This window comes from Micromonospora sp. CA-246542, assembly GCF_050942905.1.
GTDB lineage: Bacteria > Actinomycetota > Actinomycetes > Mycobacteriales > Micromonosporaceae > Micromonospora.
This window is the reverse complement of the sequence record NZ_CP192040.1, coordinates 1,669,932-1,691,612: the sequence shown is the minus strand read 5'-3', so window position 1 is coordinate 1,691,612 and position 21,681 is coordinate 1,669,932. Positions and strand designations below refer to the sequence as shown.

Annotated in this window: 18 protein-coding genes and 1 pseudogene; 6 read left to right on the top strand and 13 right to left on the bottom strand. The window is 73.4% G+C overall.

The features are described from left to right. Positions 1 to 22: 22 nt before the first annotated feature. Both ACQP0N_RS07945 and leuE read left to right on the top strand, forming a co-directional pair. Positions 23 to 1,264, top strand: coding sequence for a bifunctional pyridoxamine 5'-phosphate oxidase family protein/GNAT family N-acetyltransferase (locus ACQP0N_RS07945; protein WP_433118792.1), 1,242 nt, complete (start codon positions 23 to 25; stop codon positions 1,262 to 1,264). Beyond that, positions 1,264 to 1,935, top strand: coding sequence for a leucine efflux protein LeuE (leuE, locus tag ACQP0N_RS07940; RefSeq protein WP_355051705.1), 672 nt, complete (start codon positions 1,264 to 1,266; stop codon positions 1,933 to 1,935). The genes ACQP0N_RS07945 and leuE overlap by 1 nt, the downstream gene beginning before the upstream one ends. A 188-nt stretch (positions 1,936 to 2,123) precedes the next feature. On the opposite strand, the gene ACQP0N_RS07935 is transcribed toward leuE, so the two are convergent. From ACQP0N_RS07935 to ACQP0N_RS07890, 10 genes are all read right to left on the bottom strand, one after another. Continuing rightward, entirely contained in the window at positions 2,124 to 3,053 is a 930-nt protein-coding gene (locus tag ACQP0N_RS07935) for a sporulation protein (RefSeq protein ID WP_433118790.1), read from the bottom strand. 77 nt (positions 3,054 to 3,130) lie between these two features. Beyond that, the gene (locus ACQP0N_RS07930; RefSeq protein WP_433118788.1) at positions 3,131 to 4,195 is read right to left on the bottom strand and encodes a hemolysin family protein; all 1,065 of its coding nucleotides are present in this window, start codon (positions 4,193 to 4,195) and stop codon (positions 3,131 to 3,133) included. Beyond that, positions 4,192 to 5,559: a hemolysin family protein gene (locus ACQP0N_RS07925; RefSeq protein ID WP_433118787.1), complete on the bottom strand. Its 1,368-nt coding sequence runs from the start codon at positions 5,557 to 5,559 to the stop codon at positions 4,192 to 4,194. The genes ACQP0N_RS07930 and ACQP0N_RS07925 overlap by 4 nt, the downstream gene beginning before the upstream one ends. Positions 5,560 to 5,720: 161 nt before the next feature. Then, complete coding sequence (mnhG, locus tag ACQP0N_RS07920; RefSeq protein WP_433118785.1) at positions 5,721 to 6,104, bottom strand: monovalent cation/H(+) antiporter subunit G; 384 nt, start codon at positions 6,102 to 6,104, stop codon at positions 5,721 to 5,723. After that, on the bottom strand, positions 6,104 to 6,367 hold the full coding sequence (locus ACQP0N_RS07915; protein WP_355051687.1) for a monovalent cation/H+ antiporter complex subunit F: 264 nt from the start codon (positions 6,365 to 6,367) through the stop codon (positions 6,104 to 6,106). The genes mnhG and ACQP0N_RS07915 overlap by 1 nt, the downstream gene beginning before the upstream one ends. Beyond that, positions 6,364 to 6,963, bottom strand: a complete 600-nt coding sequence (locus tag ACQP0N_RS07910) for a Na+/H+ antiporter subunit E (protein WP_433118782.1) — start codon at positions 6,961 to 6,963, stop codon at positions 6,364 to 6,366. Before ACQP0N_RS07910 ends, ACQP0N_RS07915 begins: the two co-directional genes overlap by 4 nt. After that, the gene (locus ACQP0N_RS07905; protein WP_396803837.1) at positions 6,960 to 8,465 is read right to left on the bottom strand and encodes a Na+/H+ antiporter subunit D; all 1,506 of its coding nucleotides are present in this window, start codon (positions 8,463 to 8,465) and stop codon (positions 6,960 to 6,962) included. Before ACQP0N_RS07905 ends, ACQP0N_RS07910 begins: the two co-directional genes overlap by 4 nt. After that, on the bottom strand, positions 8,462 to 8,950 hold the full coding sequence (locus tag ACQP0N_RS07900; RefSeq protein WP_357175196.1) for a Na(+)/H(+) antiporter subunit C: 489 nt from the start codon (positions 8,948 to 8,950) through the stop codon (positions 8,462 to 8,464). The genes ACQP0N_RS07905 and ACQP0N_RS07900 overlap by 4 nt, the downstream gene beginning before the upstream one ends. Before the next feature lie 55 nt (positions 8,951 to 9,005). After that, positions 9,006 to 11,840, bottom strand: a complete 2,835-nt coding sequence (locus tag ACQP0N_RS07895; protein WP_433118779.1) for a Na+/H+ antiporter subunit A — start codon at positions 11,838 to 11,840, stop codon at positions 9,006 to 9,008. Between the two features lie 149 nt (positions 11,841 to 11,989). After that, positions 11,990 to 12,376 carry a hypothetical protein gene (locus tag ACQP0N_RS07890; RefSeq protein WP_433118777.1) on the bottom strand — a complete coding sequence of 129 codons (387 nt, stop codon included), beginning with the start codon at positions 12,374 to 12,376 and terminating at the stop codon, positions 11,990 to 11,992. A gap of 177 nt (positions 12,377 to 12,553) precedes the next feature. Between ACQP0N_RS07890 and ACQP0N_RS07885 the strand changes: the two are divergent. Beyond that, a pseudogene (locus ACQP0N_RS07885) lies at positions 12,554 to 17,235 on the top strand (Lhr family helicase). Between the two features lie 356 nt (positions 17,236 to 17,591). Here the strand turns inward: ACQP0N_RS07885 and ACQP0N_RS07880 are convergent. Then, on the bottom strand, positions 17,592 to 17,918 hold the full coding sequence (locus ACQP0N_RS07880) for a hypothetical protein (RefSeq protein WP_433118775.1): 327 nt from the start codon (positions 17,916 to 17,918) through the stop codon (positions 17,592 to 17,594). A gap of 389 nt (positions 17,919 to 18,307) precedes the next feature. Between ACQP0N_RS07880 and ACQP0N_RS07875 the strand changes: the two genes are divergently transcribed. Together ACQP0N_RS07875 and ACQP0N_RS07870 are read left to right on the top strand one after the other, a co-directional pair. Further along, complete coding sequence (locus ACQP0N_RS07875) at positions 18,308 to 19,108, top strand: SAM hydrolase/SAM-dependent halogenase family protein (protein WP_433118773.1); 801 nt, start codon at positions 18,308 to 18,310, stop codon at positions 19,106 to 19,108. A gap of 25 nt (positions 19,109 to 19,133) precedes the next feature. Further along, positions 19,134 to 19,376 carry a CPCC family cysteine-rich protein gene (locus ACQP0N_RS07870; RefSeq protein ID WP_039905669.1) on the top strand — a complete coding sequence of 81 codons (243 nt, stop codon included), beginning with the start codon at positions 19,134 to 19,136 and terminating at the stop codon, positions 19,374 to 19,376. 27 nt (positions 19,377 to 19,403) lie between these two features. Here ACQP0N_RS07870 and ACQP0N_RS07865 read toward each other — a convergent pair whose 3' ends face one another. Further along, complete coding sequence (locus tag ACQP0N_RS07865) at positions 19,404 to 20,279, bottom strand: hypothetical protein (protein WP_433118771.1); 876 nt, start codon at positions 20,277 to 20,279, stop codon at positions 19,404 to 19,406. Continuing rightward, a complete protein-coding gene (locus ACQP0N_RS07860) occupies positions 20,222 to 20,671 on the bottom strand; it encodes a hypothetical protein (protein WP_433118769.1) in 450 nt (149 codons plus the stop codon). Before ACQP0N_RS07860 ends, ACQP0N_RS07865 begins: the two co-directional genes overlap by 58 nt. A 109-nt stretch (positions 20,672 to 20,780) precedes the next feature. Between ACQP0N_RS07860 and ACQP0N_RS07855 the strand changes: the two genes are divergently transcribed. Beyond that, positions 20,781 to 21,590 (top strand): DNA-formamidopyrimidine glycosylase family protein, encoded by an 810-nt coding sequence (locus ACQP0N_RS07855; protein ID WP_433118767.1) that lies wholly within the window; start codon positions 20,781 to 20,783, stop codon positions 21,588 to 21,590. Positions 21,591 to 21,681 lie beyond the last annotated feature (91 nt).

Here is a 21,681-nt window from a genome sequence, read left to right as displayed (position 1 = left end):
GTACTAGCACAAAGGGGCGCGCATGTACCCACCCACCGCCCGGACCACCGCCACCCGTTCCCGCGAGCGGATGAGCTACGACCGCGAGGCGGCGCACGCCGTCCTCGACGAGGCGTACCACTGCGCGCTCGGCTTCACCGTGGACGGCGAGCCCCGCGTACTGCCCACCCTGCACGTCCGCGTCGGTGACACCCTCTACCTGCACGGCTCCACCGGCAGTCGCCCCCTGCTCGCCGCCCGGGGCGACGGGCTGGCCGTCTGCGTCGCGGTCACGCTGCTCGACGGGTTGGTGTACGCCCGCTCCCAGTTCCACCACAGCGCCAACTACCGCTCGGTGGTCGCACACGGCACCGCCCGACTGGTCACCGACGCCACCGAGAAGAGCGCCATGCTCACCGCGCTCGTCGAGAAGGTCGGCGCGGGCCGCAGCACGGCCAGTCGCCCGCCGAACCGGCGCGAGCTGGCCGAGACCGCGGTGCTGGCGCTGCCGCTGCGCGAGGTGTCCGTCCGATCGCGCACCGGCGGCGTCCGCGAGGACGAGGCCGACCTGCACCTGCCGCACTGGGCCGGCGTCCTGCCGCTGCGGACGACCGCCGGGCTACCAGAGCCCGCCGCCGGGGTCACCGCGCCGCTGCCGGCGTACCTGCGGACGATCCGTACGCCCTGGCACGACCCGGCGACGCTGAGCGGCGAGCACGTCCGACTGGAACCGCTGGACCTGGCACACGCCGACGACCTGCACGCCGCCACCGCCGACGACGACGTCTGGCGGCACCTGACAGTTCCGCGGCCCACCGAGCCGGCCGGGACCGCCGCGGTGATCGCCGCCGCGCTGGCCGCTCAACAGAGCGGCGAACGGGTGCCCTGGGTGCAGCGCTGCGCGGCGACCGGAACGGTGGTCGGCAGCACGTCGTACTACGAGATCGACCCGGAACGGCGGTCGGTGGCGATCGGGCACACCTTCCTCGGCCGCCCGTGGTGGCGTACCGGGATCAACACCGAGGCCAAGCTGCTGCTGCTCGGCCGGGCCTTCGACGAGCTGGGCGCGGTACGGGTGGCCTGGCACACCGACATCCGCAACGCACGCTCCCAGGCGGCCATCGAACGGCTCGGCGCGACCCGGGAGGGGGTGCTGCGGATGCACCGCCAGCGTCCGGACGGCTCGTTGCGGGACACGGTGCAGTACGCGATGACCGTCGACGAGTGGCCGAACGCACAGGCCACGCTGCGGAAAAGACTTCGCCGGACGACACCGGCGGCGTGATGATGGCGGGCGTGCTGGGGATCACCGACATCTGGACGTACGTGCTGGGCACCGTGGCCATCATCCTGCTGCCCGGGCCGAACTCGCTCTTCGTGCTCTCCACCGCCGCCAAGCGGGGCGTGGGGGCCGGCTACCGGGCGGCGGGCGGGGTGTTCGTCGGCGACGGGGTGCTGATGGTCCTCTCCGCCGCCGGGGTGGCGTCGCTGCTCAAGGCGTACCCACCGCTGTTCCTGGTGATCAAGTACGCCGGTGCGGCGTACCTCGGTTATGTCGGGCTGACCATGCTGCGCGGCGCCTGGCGGCGCTGGCGCGACCGCAACGATCCGACCACGCCGCGGCTCATCGACGCCGCGGAGCCGGCGCAGCTGCGCAGCCCCTTCCGCAAGGCGCTGGTGATCAGCCTGCTGAACCCGAAGGCGATCCTCTTCTTCATCTCGTTCTTCATCCAGTTCGTCGACCCCGGGTACGCCTGGCCGGCGCTATCGTTCCTGCTGCTCGGCCTGATCGCGCAGGTCACCAGCGCGCTCTACCTGACCGCGTTGATCTTCGCGGGGACGTTCCTGGCGGCCCAGTTCCGCCGCCGCCGTCGCCTCGCGGTGGGCGGCACCACGGCGGTGGCAACGCTCTTCCTGGCCTTCAGCCTCAAACTAGCCACCGCCAGCGCGGGCTGACCCCGCCCCGCCACGCCCGCGGCCTTCCGCGCCTTGCCGTAGCTCTCCGCGCCGAAGTCGCCGCGATCTTGCACTTTCTGCTGTCGTTTTGCACCTCTCAACCCGTTTTGCGACAACAGAAAGTGCAAGATCGCGGGGCGGGGCGGGGCGGGGCGGGCGGGGGCGGGCGGGGCAAGGTCGGTGCGGGGTCAGGTGCCGTCGCCTCCGCCGGAGCCGCCGCCGACCCCGGCCCCTCCTGCGGTGCCGCCCAGGCCGTAGCCGGGTTGGATGTGCCTGTCGGGATGGCGGCTGACGTGGGCGGAGTGGCCGATCTGGGCGGACCAGTCGGCGTGGGCGGCGGCCGCCGCGTGGCGGTTGATGGCGTGGCGCAGCCAGCCGTCCACGGTGGCGACCCAGTCCCGCTGCCCGGCGTCGGCGTGCCAGACGCGGAACCGGCTGATGCTCTGGTGGGTGATCCCGGCCAGGGACAGCTTCCGGTCCATCCAGGTGATCACCTCGAGGCCCGCCGAGTTCGTCACGAAGATCAGTTCCAGCTCGGTGATCGGGCCGGCGTAGAGCGGCCCCACCCAGTAGCCCCACCGCTGGTGCAGCGGTAGAGCGTGCTCCACCCCGGGCAGACCGCCCTCCACCAGTCCGGCCTGGCGGATCGAGAAGCCCAGCGTGTCCAGCGCCGCCAGCACGTGCTGCTGGGTGGGGACCGGGTGCACGAAGACCGGCACCATCGCGCCCTGGTCGAGGTCCGGATCGACGGACACCTCGGTGCGCAGACCCATCCGCAGACTCAGCAGCGGCACCCCGCCGAAGGTGGTCACCGGGGTCTCCCACGGCAGCGGCAACGCGAAGTCGACCGCCCGGCGGCGGCCCGCCGGGACCACGAACCGCCCGGCGATCGGCAGCTGGAAGAACTGCATGAGGCGTCGCGGGGCCGCCGGGTCGTCCGGCTCGACCGTCGTGACCAGGCCGAGCCGGATGTGGCGTACGAGCACGTCGTCCGGGCCGGCGGCGAGAGTCACCCGCCCGGGCAGGCGCAGGCCCGGACGGGTGCTCGGGTTTCCAAGCGTGGTCTGTACGGACAGCCCGGTCCAGCCGGACTCCCGAGACACCCCCGTCAACCGCATCGCGCGCCCCCCGCCAGGTCACCTCAACTGTCGCCGACCCAGCGAGGGATCACCCGGAACTTCCGGAAAGTGCGGTCCTAGCGGAGTCGGCGGCCGCGCGGCACCGTGTCGGTCTCGTCGTCGAACTCGCCGATGACCTCCTCCAACAGGTCCTCCAGGGCGACGAAGCCGATCGGGCGGGCCGGGCCGCCGCCGTTGCGGACCAGCGCGAGCTGCGACTGCCGGGCGCGCATCGCGGCCACCGCCTCGGTGACCGAGGACGTCGCCGGCAGGGTGAACGCCGGTGTCATCAGCTCACCGGCCATGGCGGCCCGGCCGGTGGTGACCGCCCGTACCGCCTCCCGGACGTGCACCAGACCGCAGACGTCGCCGCCCGCGTCCAGCACCGCCAGCCGTGACCGGCCGCTGTCCCGGCTGACCTGCTCGATCCGCTCGGCCGGGTCGTCACGACGGACCGTGACCATGGTGGCGAACGGCTCCATCACCTGCGCCACCGATGTGCCCTGCAACTCGAGCATGCTGGTGAGCAGTTGATGCTGCTCCGCGCCGAGCAGCCCGTGCTCGCGGGACTGTTCCAGCAGGATCCGCAGCTCGTCCGGGCCGTGCACCTGGGCCAACTGGTCCTGCTGGTGGACCCCGACCAGCCGCAGGATCGCGTTGGCCAGCGCGTTCAGCGCGGACAGCACCGGCCGGGACACCCGGGCGAAGGCCCGGAACGGTAGCGCGAGCAGCGTCGCCGACCGTTCGGCGTCGGTGATCGCCCACGACTTCGGTGCCATCTCCCCCACCACCAGGTGCAGGAAGGTCACCAACCCGAGGGCGAAGACCAGGGCGATGACGTGGCTGGCCGCGTCGGGCAGCCCCACCGCGTGCAGCAGCGGGCTGACCAGGTGCTCGATCGCCGGCTCGGCCAGCGCGCCGAGCCCCAGGGTGCACAGGGTGATGCCGAGCTGCGCACCGGCCAGCATCAGCGACAACTCGCGGACGCCGTCCAGCGCGGCCCGTGCCGCCCGGCCACCGGTGGCCGCCGCCTGCTCCAACCGGTACCGCTTGCTGGCCACCAGGGCGAACTCGGCGGCCACGAAGAACCCGTTCAGCCCCAGCAGGACGCCGGAGCTGATCAACGCGATGCCGGGGCTCATGCGGACACCTCGCGCCGCTCGCCACGGTCGCTGAGTTGCAGCCGTACCGAGTCGGCGACGTGCCGGTCCACGGCCAGCACCTCGACCAGCGCCCGGGGCTCCGCCTCGCCCTCGTCGGCCTCGACGCCCTCGGGCAGCAGGCTGATCTCCAGCCGGTCGCCGACCTCCGGCACCCGGCCCAGCTCCCGCATGACCAGCCCGGAGAGCGTGTCGTACTCCGGGGCCTCGGGCAGCGCGATGCCGGTGCTGTCGGCGACCTCGTCGATCCGCCAGCGGGCCGGCACCACCCAGGAGCCGTCGTCCTGTCGGGCGGGCGCCCGCTCCGGCGGGTCGTCCTCGTCCCGGATCGGACCGACCAGCTCCTCGGCGATGTCCTCCAGGGTGATCACGCCGGCGAAACCGCCGTACTCGTCGACCACGCAGGCCATCTGCCGGTGCCCGGAGCGCAGGCGGTCCAGCACCGTGGGCAGGGGCAGGGTCTCCGGTACGAGCAGCGGCGGGCCGGCCACCGCGCTGACCGGGGTGGTGGCCCGTTCGGCGGGGGGTACGCCGAGCACGTCGGCGATGCCCACGATGCCGAGCAGGTCGTCGACGCCCTCGGCGCCACGGACCGGGAAGCGGGAGTGGCCGGTGTCCAGCAGCTCGACCACCCGGCTCACCGGCTCGTGCCCCCGGACGGTGTGCACGTCGACCCGGGGCACCATGGCCTCTCCGGCGGTCAGCTCACGAAAGTCGAGCCCCCGGTCGAGCAGCGTGGACATCTCGGCGTCCAGGCTGCCCTCCTCGCGTGACTCGGCGATGATCTGTTCCAGGTCGGCGGGGGTCGCGCCGCTGGGCAGCTCCTCGATCGGCTCGATGCCGACCCGGCGCAGCAGCCGGACCGACGCCCGGTCGAAGAGCCGGATCACCGGACCGGCGATGGCCAGGTAGAAGAGCGTGGACCGGCTCAGCGCCCGGGCCAGCGGTACGGCCCGGGCGATGGCGAGGTTCTTGGGCGCCAGCTCGCCGAGGACCATCTGCACGACGGTGGCGATGACCAGGGCCAGCGCCACCGACAGCGGCAGGCTCACGGACTCGCTGACGCCGGCGACGCCGAGCAGGTCGGCGAGGCCGCCACCGAGGTACGGCTCGGCGACGTAACCGACCAGCAGCGCGGTGACGGTGATGCCGAGTTGCGCGCCGGAGAGCATGAAGGAGAGCCGGCTGGTGACGGCGAGGGCCCGCGCGGCGGCCTGGTCGCCGTCGTCGGCGAGCTGGCGCAGCTTGCCCCGGTCGACGGCGACGTAGCCGAACTCCTGTGCCACGAAGTAACCGGTGGCGGCGGTGAGCACGATGATGAGAAGAAGACCGACGACGATCAACACGGGACGCTCAGGGCTCCCGGGGTCGTCGGGACGGGGATATGCCGGGCACGACCCGGCTGGCTACTGCTGCCCTCCTGGGCAGAGGAGTCGATCATGCCGTCATTTTATCGGCGTTGCCTGGAACTCCGCTGAGGGTGGGCCGAAGGAGTCGAACGTCCTGTTCAGCCCGGCCGCGACCGGCTGTCGCCGCCCCCACCGGTCGACTCGGTCCCGGCCAACTCGTCGGCGTCGAGCAGGCCCCGGTCGAGCCGGCCGGACCGGTACGCGGCCCGGGCGATCATCTGCGCGGCGACCGGGGCGGTGGCCAACTGGAAGACCCCGACCAACAGGATCATGCCGAGGTCGGACCGGGACCGCAGCCGCAGCGCGATCCCGAGCAGCAGCAGGAGCACGCCGAGCACCTGGGGCTTGGTGGCCGCGTGCATCCGGGACAGGGCGTCCGGGAAGCGCAGCACACCGATGCCGGCGCACAGCGCCAGCAGCGCGCCGGCGACCAGGCAGACGGCACCGAGCCAGTCGGCGATCGTCGCGAGCACGCCCGACATCAGGAGGGCTCCCGGACGGCGAAGCGGACCAGCGAGACCGAGCCCACGAAGCCGAGCAGGGACAGCACCACCAGCACGGGCAGCGTGGTGGCGTGCCGGTTGACCGCCGCCTCCGCGCCCACCGCGCCGACCATGGTGGCGAGCAGCATGTCCGCCGCGATCACCCGGTCCAGCAGCGAGGGCCCCCGGTAGAGCCGGATCAGCACGAGCAGCGTGGTCACCGACAGCAGGACGGTGAGGACGACGGCCAGGAACGTGATCATTGGGCGATTCCCTTCTCGGCGCGACCGGGTTCCACGCGGCGCAGTTCGTCCGCGGTGCCCACCGCCCGGACGATGCGTCGTTCGACCTCGAGGGTGCGGTCCCGGGCCAGCGCCAGGTCCGCCGGGCCGTGGGTGTCCAGCACGTGCAGGTAGAGCACCCCGGGCTCGCGATCCACCTTGAGGATCAGCGTCCCGGGCACCAGCGAGACCGCCTCGGCGGTGAGCGCCAGGTTCAGGTCCGTACGCACCCGCAACGGGACGGCGATGATCGCGCCACGGGGCCGGTAGCCGGGTTGCACGGCGATCCGGGCGATGTGCAGGCTCGCGGTGACCAATTGGACGACGAACCGACCGGCGAACGCCAGCAGCGCCCCCGGGCGCAGCCGCCCGCCGAAGGTGACCGCCGGCAGGGGGAAGAACAGCAGGACCGCGCCGCCCACCAACAGGCCACCGATGATGTTCGCCAGGTTGATCTCACCCCAGAGCAGGTTCCAGACGAGCACCAGCCAGCCCAGCGCCAGCGTCTGGTCCCGCCACCGCCCGAGCCGACCTCCGCCGGCGGCGTCCGTCGGGGATGCGCCGCGCGGGCCCGTCACGGCACGCCGCCGGGCAGGACAGCGCGCACGTACGGCGTACGCGAGAGCAGGTCGGTGGCCGCGTCGGCGGTGACGTCGAACAGGGGGCCCGCCAGCACGGTCAGCGACACTCCCAGCGCGACCAGTGCGACGGTCGCGCCGACCGTCAGGGCGGGCAGCCGGACGGTCGGTTCGTCGGTGGCGATCCGGGGCGCCCGCCAGAACGCGATGTTCCACACCCGGGAGGCCACGTACAGGGTGAGCAGGCTGGTGAGCGTCCCGGCGGCCACCAGCGTCGCGGGCAGCGCCCCGCCGGCCGCCACCCCGGCCTGGAGCAGACCGAGCTTGCCGAGGAACCCGGAGAACGGGGGCACCCCGGCGAGGTTCATCGCCGGGACGAAGAAGAGGACGCCCAGCAGGGGCGCCACCCGGGCCAGTCCGCCGAGACGACGCAGGTCGGTGCTGCCGGCGCGCTCCTCGACCAACCCGGCGACCAGGAACAGGGTCGTCTGGATGGTGATGTGGTGCACCACGTAGAAGATCGCCCCGGCGAGCCCGGCCGCGGTGCTCAACGCCACCCCGAAGATCATGTAGCCGATGTGGCTGACCAGGGTGAACGAGAACAGCCGCTTCATGTCCGACTGCGCCACGGCACCGAGGATGCCGACCACCATCGTCAGGCCGGCGACGACCATGAGCAGGTCGTCGACCTGGCCACCCGGGAAGAGCAACGTCTCGGTACGGATGATCGCGTACACGCCCACCTTGGTGAGCAGCCCCGCGAACACGGCGGTCACCGGGGCCGGAGCGGTGGGATAGCTGTCCGGCAGCCAGGCCGACAGCGGAAAGACCGCGGCCTTGATCGCGAACGCGAGCAGCAGCATCAGTTGCAGGGTCACGCGGACGTTGTCCGGCAGGTCGTCGAGACGCTGGGCGAGCTGCGCCATGTTGAGCGTGCCGGTGGCCGCGTACACCAGCCCCACCCCGGTCAGGAAGATCATCGAGGAGAGGACGCTGACCACCACGTACGTCGATCCGGTGCGGATGCGCGTCTCGGTGCCGCCCAGCGTGATCAGCACGAAGCTGGCCGCCAGCAGGATCTCGAAGCCGACGAACAGGTTGAACAGGTCGCCCGCGAGGAACGCGTTGGTGACGCCCGCGGTGAGCACCAGGTAGGTCGGGTGGAAGATGACCACCGGCGCGCTCTCGCTGGTCTCGCTGCGACCCTGGCCGATCGAGTACACCAGCACGCACAGGGTCACCGCCGAGGACACCACCAGCATCAGCGCGGCCAACTGGTCGGCCACCAGCACGATGCCGACCGGTGGCGGCCACCCACCGACCGCGAGCACCACCGGCCCGTGCCGGTACGCCTGCACCAGCAGCACCAGCGCGACGGTGAACGTCACCGCCAGGCAGAGCACGCTGACCGTACGCTGCACCCGGGGCCGGTCGGCCAGCAGCAGGGTCAGCGCCGCGCCGAGCAGCGGCACCACCACCGGCAGGGGCAGGAGCCGGCTCACGACGCGTCGTCCTGCTGGCCACGTCGGAGTCGGCGGCGGGCCGGCTCCGGATCGACCTGCTCCGGATCGCCGTTCGGACCCTCACCGCCACGGTCGACCGCGCCCACCCCGTGGTCCTCCGCGCGACGGATGATCTGGCGGTCCTCCAGGTCGTCGGGCACCTCGTCGTCGCCGGTGAGATACCAGCTCCGGTACGCCACGGCGAGCAGGAACGCGGTGAACCCGAACGTGATCACGATCGCGGTCAGCACCATTGCCTGCGCCAGCGGGTCACTCATCCGATCGACGGGACCGGTGCCCACGACGGGAGCGCCACCCGATCGGCCACCCAGCAGGATCAGTAGGTTGACGCCGTTGCCGAGCAGGATGACGCCGAGCAGGATCCGGGTGAGACTGCGCTCCAGCAGCAGGACCACCCCGCACCCGACGAGCGCCGCGACGGCGAGCACCAGCACCAACGTGGGCCCAGCGCCACCCGCCGTCATCGTCGCGCCCCTGTTCGCGACTGCGGGGCTCGCAAACCCGGCTCACTCCTCGCGCTCACGGCCGGCCGCCCTTGTCGATGGCCAGACCGCCGCTCTCCGTACCGGTGGCCTCGATGTGCCTGTCCACCTCGGCGCCGAGACTGCGCAGGATGTCCAGCAGCAACCCGATCACGATCAGGTACACGCCGATGTCGAAGAAGAGCGACGTGACCAGGTGGACGTCGCCGACCAGCGGCAGCGACACGTCGAGCTTCGCGCTCTGCAGCACCGATCCACCAGCCAGCAGCGCCACCGCGCCCGTACCCACCGCCAGGGCCAACCCCGCGCCGAGGATCAGTCCGGCGCCCACCGGGGCGGCGTCGGTCAGCTCGTACCTGCCGCCGGCCAGGTAGCGGACGACCAGCGCGAGCCCGGCCACCAGGCCGCCCGAGAATCCGCCGCCCGGCGCGTTGTGCCCGGAGAAGAGCAGGAACAGCGAGAACAGCACCACCGTGTGGAAGATCAGTCGGGTGATCACCTCCAGGACGATCGAGCGCTGCTCCTCGTAGAGGGTCGGGCCACCCCGTAACCAGACGGGCCGCTGCGGCGGGGCGGCCCCTTCGGTGGACTCCGGCCGGCGCGGCCTCGGCCCGGTACGGGACCGCTCGAAGATCAGGCTGGCCACCCCGGTGGCGGCCACCACCAGCACCGACACCTCCCCCATGGTGTCCCAGGCCCGGATGTCGACGAGGGTCACGTTGACCACGTTGCGGCCGTACCCCTCGCCCACGGCGAGGGCCGGGAAGACGGTGGAGATGTCCGGCGCGCGGCGGGCGCCGGCCGCGACGAGCGCGAGCCCGCCCGCCACCACGCCCATCGCCACGCCGATCGCGCGACGCGTCCACCTGCTGCGGCGCAGCGGCCGGGCCGAGAACCGCTGCGGCAGGCGGCGCAGCACCAGCACGAACACCGCGATGGTCGCGGTCTCCACCAGGAACTGGGTGAGCGCCAGATCCGGTGCGCCGTGCAGGATGAACAGCATGGCGGTGCCGTAGCCGGTGACGCCGACCAGCAGCATCGCGGTCAACCGCCGACGAGCGCCGACCGCGAGCAGCGCGGCCACCGCGATGACCACCACGACCACCGGTTGCAGCGGGTTGTCCCAGAGCGGGAGTCGGGCCCGCCACGGCGCGGCGACGAGCATCGCCCCACCGGGCAGCAGTACGAGGGTGACGAGAATGATGCCGAGGTACTGCGGTAGGGAACCGCGCTGTGTCGCGCCGGTGACCCCGATGGCGAACCGGTCGAACCGGCCCACGACCCACTCGTACCCCTGATTGCCGCCGACCGGCGACCGGAGCCGGGCCAGCGCGGGGGCGAGCGGCCCGCGCAGCGCGAAGAGCAGGATGCCGCCAGCAAGCGCCAACACGGACAGACCGAGCGCCGCGGTGGGTCCGGGCCAGAGCGTCAGGTGCGCGTCGAGGGTCCCCAGCAGCTCGGCGTACGGACTCAGCAGACCGTCGAGCACGCCGGCGGCGGGACCGGCGAGCAGCCCGACGACGGCGAGTACCGCCGGTGGGAGCAGCATCGACGCGGCGACCGGCGCGGGTGGTGCCGGTTCGACGCCCGGCCGGTCGGCGAACGCGCCCCAGAGGAAGCGGGCGCTGTACGCGACGGTGAGCACCGTTCCGGCGACCAGCCCGGCGAGGACCACCGGATCGCTGGTGAACGCCGCGAAGACCGCCTCCTTGGCGACGAACCCGACGAGCGGCGGCACGCCCGCCATCGACGCCGCCGCCAGCACCGCGACCACGAACAACGGCCGGGACCAGCGGCGCAGTCCGGACAACTCGCGTAGGTCACGGGTCCCGGCGCCGTGGTCGATGACGCCGACGACCAGAAACAGCGCCGCCTTGAACAGGGCGTGCGCCAGCAGCATCGCCGTGCCGGCCAGCGCGGCGTCCGGTGTGCCCGAGCCGGTCACCGCGACCAGCAGGCCCAACTGGCTGACCGTCCCGTACGCGAGCAGCAGCTTGAGGTCGTTCTGTCGCAGCGCCGCCCAACCGGCGACGAGCATGGTCGCCACCCCGGCGATGAGGACCAGCGGTCGCCACGGACCCACCGTGGCGAGCACCGGCGCGAGCAGCCCGACCAGGTAGACGCCGGCCTTGACCATGGCGGCCGCGTGCAGGTACGCGCTGACCGGGGTGGGCGCCGCCATCGCGACCGGCAGCCAAGAGCTGAACGGGAGGACCGCCGACTTGGACAGCGCCCCGGCCAGGATCAGCAGCACCGCCGTGACGAGGTAGCCACCTCCGGGCAGCGGGTGGGCGGCGATCTCGGACCAGCGGTAACTCCCGGCGTGTTCGCCCAGCAGGATGAACCCGACCAGCATGGCGAGCCCGCCCAGCGTGGTGACGGTCAGCGCCTGCGCCGCCGCCCAGCGGCTGGCCCGGCGTTCGGTGCTGTGCCCGATCAGCAGGTACGAGAAGATCGTGGTCAACTCCCAGCCGACGTAGAGCAGCAGCAGGTCGTCGGCGAACACCAGGACGAGCATCGCGCCGGCGAAGGCCACCAGGACGGCGGCGACCTGGGCCATCCCGGGGGAGCCGGCGTCGAAGTACCGGGCGCTGTAGACCAGCACCAGCGCGCCGACGCCGCCGACCAGCAGGGTCATGAGCCAGGACAGCGTGGTGACGCGCAGCGCGATGTCGAGGCCCAACTGCCCGATCCACGGGTACGTCTCGACGACCGCGCCGCCGTGCGCGACGGCCGGGGTACGGGCCAGCGCCCAGCCGAACGCGGCGGCCGGCGCGAGCGCCAGCGGATAGCACGCGCGCGGACCCCACCACCGGACGAGAAGCGGTGCGACGAGGGCCGCCACGAAGTGGAGGATGAGCAGTACCAGCACTCGCGCTCCCGATCGAGGTGGCCGACACCCGTACAGCGGTGGTGTCTTCAGCGATCAGACGCCAGATCCCCGCCCAACGGGCGGTTTTACCGGAATTGCTCCGCTATGGGGCGCAATGTGCGATCAGCCACGGTCGCCCAGGGCGGCGGTCAGCGCAGAAGAGCGTCGCCGACGGGCAGCGCGTCGTCGATATCCTGGCGACCTCGGCGCAGGTCGGCCAGCAGGTCGACGCGACCGAGTTGGCGGGCGACCTTGGCGACGACCCGCTCCGCCACGGCGAGGGACCGCATCGAGAGCAACCGGCCCCGGCTCTCCCGGCGCAGCACGAAGTAGTGCACGGCGACGCGGACCTGACCCCGGTCGGCGGCGCTGGCCTGGGCGGTGGAGACGACCAGCTCCCGCAGGCAGCCGGCGAGACGCTCGGCGAGCTCCAGCTCGGGCCCGTGCAGACCGCCGCGGAGCGTGGCGAGGTGACTGTCGACCTTGCGGATCAACACATCGGTGCCGGGCTCGACGTGTCGCGGCTCGCCGGTCATCCGATCCCTCCACCCGATTCGCGTTGCGGGTGAAGTTACTTTATGTTGCTCCTCACAAGCAAGCAGTTAAGTGAGACTTAACGTATTAAAGGTGCATCAGGCGCAATTTCCACGTAGCGCGGCACGATCCACCGTGGGTCGTTCGTCGTTGTCGTACCGGCGGGGCACGATGGATCGGTGAGCGGGGCAGACGCGGGTAACAGCGAGGTGTTGGACGGGTTCGGTCCCGCCACCCGCGCCTGGTTCGAGGCCGCCTTCGCCGCTCCCACCGCCGCCCAGACCGGCGCCTGGCAGTCGGTCTCGGCCGGCCGCAACGCCCTGGTCGTGGCGCCCACCGGCTCCGGCAAGACGCTCGCGGCCTTCCTCTGGTCGCTGGACCGGCTGGCCCGCGAGCCCGCGCCGACCGAGGCACGCCAGCGGTGCCGCGTGCTCTACGTCAGCCCGCTCAAGGCCCTCGCCGTCGACGTCGAACGCAACCTACGCGCGCCGCTGGCCGGCATCCGGCAGGCGGCCACCCGGCTCGGCGTACCGCCACCCGACATCACCGTCGGGATGCGCACCGGTGACACGCCGGCCGACGAGCGACGGGCCTTCGCCCGCACCCCACCCGACATCCTCATCACCACACCCGAGTCACTGTTCCTGCTGCTGACCTCGGCCGCCCGGGATTCGTTGCGCGGCGTCCAGACGGTGATCGTCGACGAGGTCCACGCGGTGGCCGGCAGCAAGCGCGGGGCGCACCTCGCCCTCTCCCTGGAACGCCTCGACGAGCTGCTGCCCACGCCGGCGCAACGGATCGGCCTCTCCGCCACCGTCCGGCCGATCGACGCCTGCGCCCGCTTCCTCGGCGGTGCCCGGCCGGTCGATGTCGTGCAGCCGCCCACGGCGAAGACGATCGAGGTCAGCGTGCAGGTGCCGGTGGAGGACATGACCCGGCTCGACGAGCAGGAGCAGCCACCCGAGGACGCCCTCGGCGGGCCCGGGCCGCGCCGGGCCTCGATCTGGCCGGCCGTCGAGGAGCGGGTCTTCTCGCTGATCGGACAGCACCGCTCCACCATCGTCTTCACCAACTCCCGCCGCAGCGCCGAGCGCCTGTGCGCACGGCTCAACGAACTGGCCGCCGAGGAGGTGGCCACCGCCGCGATCGCCTCCACGTCGGGCGAGGGCGCGATCGTCGTACCCCCGGGGTCGTCGTCGGGCGACGAGCCGGCGGCCGACGACGGCCCGGCGACCGGCGCGCAGCGGTGGGGTGGCCCGGCCGGTCCGGCGCGCAACCGGCCCCCGGCCGAGGTGATGGCGCAGTCCGGCGCGGCGGCCGGAGCCGCGCCGGTGATCGCCCGCGCGCACCACGGCAGCGTCTCGCGGGAGGAGCGCAAACACATCGAGGAGGCGCTCAAGTCCGGCCAGCTCCCGGCGGTGGTGGCGACCTCCAGCCTGGAGCTGGGCATCGACATGGGCGCGGTCGACCTCGTGGTGCAGATCGAGGCCCCGCCGAGCGTCGCCTCCGGCCTGCAACGCGTCGGGCGCGCCGGGCACCAGGTGGGCGCGGTGTCCCGGGGTGTGGTCTTCCCCAAGCACCGCGGCGACCTGCTGTCCTGCGCGGTGGTGGCCGAGCGGATGACCGACGGCGCGATCGAGGAGCTGCACTACCCGCGTAACCCCCTCGATGTCCTGGCGCAGCAGATCGTCGCGATGGTGGCCCTGGAGCCGTGGCAGGTGGGTGACCTGGCGGTGCTGGTCCGGCGGGCCGCGCCCTTCGCGGAGCTTCCCGATTCGGCCCTGCACGCCGTGCTGGACATGCTCTCCGGCCGCTACCCGTCCACGGCGTTCGCCGAGCTGCGTCCCCGACTGGTCTGGGATCGGGCCAGCGACCAGCTCACCGGTCGCCCCGGCGCGCAACGGCTGGCGGTGACCAGCGGCGGCACGATCCCCGACCGGGGCCTGTTCGGGGTCTTCCTGGCCGGTGCGGAGCGGGCCGCCCGCGTCGGCGAGCTGGACGAGGAGATGGTCTACGAGTCGCGCGTCGGCGACGTCTTCCTGCTCGGCTCGTCCTCGTGGCGCATCGAGGAGATCACCCCCGACCGGGTGCTGGTCTCCCCCGCGCCCGGTCAGGCCGCGCGGATGCCGTTCTGGAAGGGCGACCAGCTCGGCCGCCCGGTGGAACTGGGCCGGGCCATCGGCGCGCGGGTCCGCACGCTGCTGCGCCAGAGCGACGAGGCGGCGCTGGCCACGCTGCGCGAGGGTGGGCTGGACGACTGGGCCGCCACCAACCTGATGGCCTACCTGCGCGACCAGCGGGAGGCCACCCGCTCCCTGCCCGACGACCGCACCGTCGTGGTCGAGCGCTTCCGTGACGAGCTGGGCGACTGGCGACTCGCCGTGCACAGCGTCCTCGGCGCGCGGGTCAACGGGCCCTGGGCCCTCGCCGTGGGCCGCCGGCTGGCCGAGCGGTACGGGGTGGACGCCCAGGTCATGCCCTCCGACGACGGGATCGTGGTACGCCTCCCGGACACCGCCGACGAGCCACCCGGCGCCGACGTGGTCGTCTTCGAGCCCGACGAGATCGCCCAGCTCGTGCAGGAGTCGGTCGGCACCTCCGCGCTCTTCGCCGCCCGGTTCCGGGAGTGCGCCGCCCGGTCGCTGCTGCTACCCCGCCGCGACCCACGCCGCCGCCAGCCGCTGTGGCAGCAGCGGCAGCGCGCCGCGCAACTACTCGACGTCGCCCGCGAGTACGCCGACTTCCCGGTCACCCTGGAGGCCGCCCGCGAGTGCCTCCAGGACGTGTTCGACCAACCGGCGCTGGCCGACCTGATGCGCGACCTGGCGGCCCGCAAGGTCCGCCTGGTCGAGGTCGAGACCAGCGCGCCGTCGCCGTTCGCCCGGTCGCTGCTCTTCGGCTACGTGGGCGCGTTCCTCTACGAGGGCGACGCCCCCCTCGCCGAGCGCCGGGCCGCCGCCCTGGCCCTGGACTCCACGCTCCTCGGTGAACTGCTCGGCCGGGTCGACCTGCGCGAGCTGCTGGATCCGGAGGTGCTCGCCGAGACCGACCGGCAACTGCGCTGGCTCACCGAGCAGCGTCGCCCGCGCGACGCGGAGGACGTGGTCGAGCTTCTGCGGGTGCTGGGCGACCTCAGTGACGTCGAGCTGACCGAGCGGGGCGTGCCGGAGGGCTGGCTGAGCGAGCTGGAGGCCGCCCGCCGGGTGCTGCGGGTACGGATCGCCGGCGAGCAGCGCTGGGTCGGCATCGAGGACGCCGCCCGGCTGCGCGACGCGCTCGGCGTAGCGCTGCCCGTCGGGGTGGCCGAGGCGTACCTCGCCCCGGTGGCCGACCCGCTGGGCGACCTGGTGGCCCGGTACGCCCGCACCCACGGCCCGTTCGCCGCCGCGACCTGCGCGGCCCGCTTCGGGCTCGGCGTCTTCGTGGTCGAGCAGACGCTGCGCCGCCTGGCCGCCACCGGTCGCGTCGTCTCCGGCGAGTTCACGCCCGACACGGCCGGCGCGCAGTGGTGCGACGCCGAGGTGTTGCGGATGCTGCGCCGCCGCTCGCTCGCGGCGCTGCGCCGGGAGATCGAGCCGGTGCCACCGCGGACCCTCGCCAGCTTCCTGCCCCGCTGGCAGCAGGTCGGCTCGTCGGCTCGGGGGGTGGAGGCGCTCGCCGCCACGGTGGAGCAGCTGCAGGGCGCCGCCGTGCCCGCGTCCGCGCTGGAGCGGCTGGTGTTGCCCGGCCGGGTCGCCGACTACTCCCCCGCCCAGCTCGACGAGCTGTGTGCCAGCGGGGAGGTGCTCTGGTCCGGATCCGGGGCGATCTCCGGAGGCGACGGCTGGGTCACCCTGGCGTACGCGGACTCCGCGCCGCTGCTGCTTCCGCCGCCCGACGAGGCGTTGACGCGTACCCCGCTGCACGACGCGGTGCTCGACGCCCTCGGCGACGGGCAGGCGCTGTTCTTCCGCGCGCTGGCCGACCGGGCCGGCGCCACCGACGATGCCGCGCTGACCGGTGCCATCTGGGACCTGGTCTGGGCCGGGCACCTCACCAACGACACGCTCGCCCCGCTGCGGGCGGTGCTCGGCGCGGGTGGAGCGCACCGGTCGCGCCCGTCCGCGCCGCGCACCCGCTACCGGCGGCCCGGCCGGGTGGCGCTGCCCAGCCGCAGCGGTCCACCGACCGTCGCCGGCCGCTGGTCGCGGCTTCCGGACCGGGATCTCGACCCGACCAGGCGGGCCGCCGCCCTCGCCGACGTCCTGCTCGAACGGCACGGGGTCGTCACCCGGGGCGCGGTCATGGCCGAGCAGGTGGTCGGCGGGTTCTCGGCGGTCTATCCGGTTCTGTCGGCGCTTGAGGAGCGTGGCGCGGCCCGCCGGGGCTACTTCGTCGAGGGCCTCGGCGCGGCACAGTTCGCCGTGCCCGGCGCGGTGGACCGGCTCCGCGCCCTGGCCGAGCCGGCCGACGGCGCGCGGGGTCGGGGTGGCCCGGCCACCGTCCTGGCGGCCACCGATCCCGCCAACCCGTACGGTGCGGCGCTCCCTGGCCGGACCGCGTCGTCGACTCCGGCGACGGGGCCACCGCCGCGACCGGGCACCGGGCCGGCCGCAAGGCCGGCGCCCTGGTGGTGCAGGTCGGCGGCGACCTCGTGCTGTACGTGGAACGTGGTGGCCGGACCCTGCTCTCCTTCACCGACGACACCGAGACGCTCGCGGCGGCCGGTAAGGCGCTGGCCGACGCCGTCCACTCCGGAGCGTTGGGCGCGATGTCGGTCGAACGGGCCGACGGCGAGGCGGTGCACTCGTCGCCACTGCGTGACGCGCTGACCGCCGCCGGCTTCCGGGCCACCCCGCGCGGCCTACGCCTACGCGGCTGACCCGACCCGCGCGGCTTGCGCCTGCCGCCCGCTCAACCCGAGGAAGGGTCCGCCTGCGCGCGCGTGGCTCAGCCCCTGCCTGCGCGCCTGGCCGACCGCGCGTCCGGCCGCCGCGCGCTTCGCGGGCTTTCCCGCGCGACGACCACTGGTGGGGCGGATCCGCTCTCGCGCGGCATCCACACGCGATCTGGTAGCTCTGCCTTGCCAGGCACCGGCGACCACCTCTGGGACGTTGATGCCTGTGAGTCATCTTGATGACTCACAGGCATCACAGCCACAAGGTTGTGCCCCGCCGCAGCCACCCGATTGACAGCGCCGCCGCGAGGCAGCGGGAGCAGCGGCGCCGCGAGGCAGCCTCAGCGGAGGCCGTTGAGAACCTTCTCGTAGCGGACGCGGTCGGCTGCCGGAGTCTTGGCGTCGAGGTAGTTGAGCACCACGGCCCCCCGCCGGTAGGACTGGCCGCCCCACGTCTCGGCGACGTCGCCGGCGCTGGTCTCGTCGGGGAACACGAAGACGGTGACGCCGTCCGTGGTGACGATCTCGGAGCAGCCCAGCCCGAGACCGTCCGGACCACAGTCGACCGAACGGTCCTTCGGGTGCGTGACCCGTAGGCCGGCGGCCTGGAACGCGTCGATGACCTGCCGGGCGCTGGGAGCGCCCGCCGGACGCTGGGGCAGCACCACCGGCGGCGGACTGGCCGGCCGGCGTTCGACCGGTCCCTGCGGCGCCGTCGGTGCGGGACGGGCCCGCCGAGGTGCTCGGCACGCTCGGCAGATCGGTGGCCTGGACGGCCGAGGACGTAACACCGGGGGCGGCACTCGACGGCGCCGGGTCGTCACCACGGCCGCAGCCGCTGACGACGGCAGCGGCGACCAGCAGGACCCCGACGGCGGGCAGGCTCCGAAGTGTCACAGGCGAAGTCTGCCCAACCACGCTGGGTGGCGGGAGGGGCCGGTCGGCCAGCACGCTGTCCGCTATCTGCCACCCGGGTCAGCCGGGTTGCTGCGGACGGGGGTGTGCGCGGGGGCGTGGGCGGAGGTGGGAGCGGGGGTGGGGGCGTTAGCCTGCGGGGGTGTCCGGCACACCGTGGATCTCGTTGACCACCGACTACGGCCTCGACGACGGCTTCGTGGCCGCCTGCCACGGGGTGATCGCTCGGATCGCTCCCGCCGCCCGGGTCATCGACGTGACGCACCTGGTGCCGCCGGCGGACGTCCGGCGCGGCGCCGCCGTGCTGGCGCAGACCGTGCCGTACCTGCCGGTGGGCGTGCACGTGGCGGTGGTCGATCCGGGGGTGGGGACCGCCCGACGGGGCATCGCGCTGGCCACCCCGGGAGGGCTGCTGGTCGGCCCGGACAACGGGTTGCTGCTCGACGCGGCCACCGCGCTCGGCGGAATCAGCGCCGCCGTGGAGCTGACCGAGCCACGGTGGCTGGCGGCACGGGTGTCCGGCACGTTCCACGGCCGGGACGTCTTCGCCCCGGTGGCGGCACGCCTGGCGCTCGGGGCGTCACTGGTCGAGGCCGGTCCGGCGGTCGACCCGGGTGAACTGGTCCGGCTGCCAGCGCCGGTCGTGACCCGTGACGCCGACGGCTTCACCGCCGAGGTGTTGACCGTCGACCGCTTCGGCAACGTGCAGCTGGCCGCACCGGGCGAGGTGCTCGGGGCGCTCGCGGCCACCGTCCGGGTCGGCCCGCCCGGGCCGACGCCGTCCCACCCAGCGGTACACGGACGGACGTTCGGCGACGCGCCGCACCAGGCCCTGGTGGTGTACGTGGACTCGGCCGACCTGGTGGCGGTCGCGGTCAACGGCGGTCGGGCCGTGGACGTCCTCGGGGTGCGCCCGGGTGACCTCCTGCGGGTGGCCGGGTGACATTCGACTATGGAATGCTGCCCCGGTGGGTGAACACGTAGTTCCCGTGGGCTGTCCCTGTTGTGCCTCCCGGACCGGCGGCGGGACCTGCCCGGTCTGCTTCTGGACGGACGACGGCCAGAGCGATGCCGACGCGGACGCGGTGCGGGGCGGCGCCAACGGCGACCTGAGCCTGTCGCACGCCCGGCTCAACTACGCCGTCTACGGGGCCAGTCACCCGCGTTACCAGGACATGGTACGTCCCGCCCGCCCCGACGAGCGCCCCTGACGCGGCGCCCTCCGAAGCGGGGTCGTCTCAGCAGACCGGTACGGTGCCGCCGTAGACGGTGGAGACGTATGCGTGGCTGACGTACTGCCCGGCGGCCAGGCGGTTCCACCTGGTGGTGGTGCGGTACGGGCCGGCGACCGACTGCCCGGTGACGTAGCACTGGACCGGCACGTTGGCGAACCGCGCGGCGAGGCCACGGATCGCGTACGACGTGCCGGGCCCGCTGCGGATGTTGAGCGGGCCGTCACCCACCACGGCACGCGGCCCGCCGCCGGTCCACAGGTACGCGACGTCCACCCAGGCGTTTGTGGTGAGTTGCAGTCCGTCCCAGAAGGTGCCGTCGGCCAGGTCGATGCCGGCCGGGTTGAGCACGGTACGCCCGAACTGGTCCCGCCCACCGTTGTAGCCGGACTGGTAGGCGGCCTGCGCCTCGGGCCGGCCCTGCGGCAGGTTCTTCCAGTTCTCGCGTACGGCGGACGGGTTCCAGTAGTCGTCACGGGTGTTCCAGGGTCCGACGTCCCAGACCGGGGCGTACTCGCAGCGCGCGCCCGTCGTGGTGCAGACCCGCACGGTGTAGTCGCCGGTGTTGAGCGGCGAGAGGCCCCGACGCGACGGTAGGGCCACGAAGTGGTCGCGCGGCTGTACGGTGCGGCCGTTGGCGGTCAGTTCGCCGACCAGTCCGATCCGGGTGGCGTACACCCGGTAGGTGAGGCCGGGTGTGGCGGCGGAGACGGCGGCGGTCGCGTCGGCGGTGAGCTGGACGGCGCGTACCGTCGCGGTGGCCCCGCCGGCCCGCGCGGTCAGCACCACCCGGGTCTGCACGCGGCTGACCGGGCGGTCGAAGGTCACGCCGGTGGTCGCGGCCCGCCACTCGGTCCAGCCGTTGAGCCGCCATCCGCGCACCTGCGCCTCCGCGCTCGCGCCGGCGGGGACGTCCGCGTCGATCTCGGCGCGGACCCGGGTGGCCGGCCGGGCGAGGGTGCGGGGGCGCTCAGGAGCATGCCCTCGGCGAGCGCGCTGTGTGGGCTGCGGGGGCTGCGCCCGCCCGCGCGGGCCTCGCGCAGCCGCAGTCCGGCGGCGGTGCGGCGGACGTTGACGTCGTCCCGGTCGACGACCGACAGGTCGGCGCTCCACCGTTCCCCGGCCGGCGCGGCGGCGGTCAGGGTGAGCGAGCCGGCGGTCGCGGGGGCGGTGGTCCGGGCGGCGCCGCTGACGGGCACCAGGGCTGCGATGAGCGCGAGGGCGAGGATGGCGGCGAGCGTGGAGGGTCGGATAAGACAATGGTGTCGTCTCATGGGCATTCTCCTCAGAACCCCCTGACCATCGCATGTCCGGAGATCATGAGGAACCTGGCTACAAATAGCGACACATGCGAATCTTGCTCGAAAGAGGGAGGATGGCAGCGTGCCCGAAGGTGACACCGTCTGGAACACCGCCCGCGTGCTGCACCGCGCGCTGGCCGGCGCGCGGCTGACCGGCTCCGACTTCCGGGTGCCCCGGCTGGCCACCACCGACCTCACCGGCTGGACCGTCCGCGAGTCGGCCAGCCGGGGCAAGCACCTCCTGCTCCGCCTCGCCGCCCCGGATGACGCGCCGTGGACGCTGCACTCCCACCTGCGGATGGACGGCGCCTGGCGGGCGTACGCGCCGGGCGAACGGTGGAGCGGCCGGCCCGCGCACCTGATCCGGGTGGTGCTGCGCAGCCCCGGCGCGGTGGCGGTGGGTTACCACCTGCACGAGCTGGCCCTGGTGCCGACCGCCGAGGAGGACGCCCTGGTGGGCCACCTCGGGCCGGACCTGCTCGGCGTGGACTGGGACCCGGCCGAGGCGGCCCAGCGCCTCGCCGCACACCCCGAGCAGACCATCGGCGAGGCGCTGCTCGACCAGCGCAACCTGGCTGGAGTCGGCAACCTCTACAAATGCGAGGTGCTGTTCCTGCGGGGCGTGTCGCCGTGGACGCCCGTCGGCGCGGTGCCCGACCTGCCGGGCATGGTCGCCCTCGCGCAGCGGTTGCTGGCCGCGAACCGCGGACGCTGGACGCAGAGCACCACCGGTTCGCTGCACCGGGGGCAGACCAGCTACGTGTACGGCCGCCGCGCCCAGCCGTGCCGCCGCTGCGGCACCGCCATCGGCAAGGAGGAGCTGGGCGAGCGCGTCACCTACTGGTGCCCGGTCTGCCAGCCCGAGCGGTCGGGGAGTCCGACGACGGGCTGACCGGGCGTTGTGGATCGAGGTCATCCCAGATACGGACGATTGGGTAATTCCTAACCGACCCCTCGACGTCGCATGCTGCGGTTGGGTGCTC

What these genes read in the sequence shown, in the direction of transcription:
- ACQP0N_RS07860 (WP_433118769.1), bottom strand. Translation starts at nt 20,671, where the DNA reads ATGAGACGACACCATTGTCTTATCCGACCCTCCACGCTCGCCGCCATC.
- leuE (WP_355051705.1), top strand. Translation starts at nt 1,264, where the DNA reads ATGATGGCGGGCGTGCTGGGGATCACCGACATCTGGACGTACGTGCTG.
- ACQP0N_RS07915 (WP_355051687.1), bottom strand. Translation starts at nt 6,367, where the DNA reads ATGATCACGTTCCTGGCCGTCGTCCTCACCGTCCTGCTGTCGGTGACC.
- ACQP0N_RS07935 (WP_433118790.1), bottom strand. Translation starts at nt 3,053, where the DNA reads ATGCGGTTGACGGGGGTGTCTCGGGAGTCCGGCTGGACCGGGCTGTCC.
- ACQP0N_RS07945 (WP_433118792.1), top strand. Translation starts at nt 23, where the DNA reads ATGTACCCACCCACCGCCCGGACCACCGCCACCCGTTCCCGCGAGCGG.
- ACQP0N_RS07890 (WP_433118777.1), bottom strand. Translation starts at nt 12,376, where the DNA reads ATGACCGGCGAGCCGCGACACGTCGAGCCCGGCACCGATGTGTTGATC.
- ACQP0N_RS07930 (WP_433118788.1), bottom strand. Translation starts at nt 4,195, where the DNA reads ATGAGCCCCGGCATCGCGTTGATCAGCTCCGGCGTCCTGCTGGGGCTG.
- mnhG (WP_433118785.1), bottom strand. Translation starts at nt 6,104, where the DNA reads ATGTCGGGCGTGCTCGCGACGATCGCCGACTGGCTCGGTGCCGTCTGC.
- ACQP0N_RS07900 (WP_357175196.1), bottom strand. Translation starts at nt 8,950, where the DNA reads ATGACGGCGGGTGGCGCTGGGCCCACGTTGGTGCTGGTGCTCGCCGTC.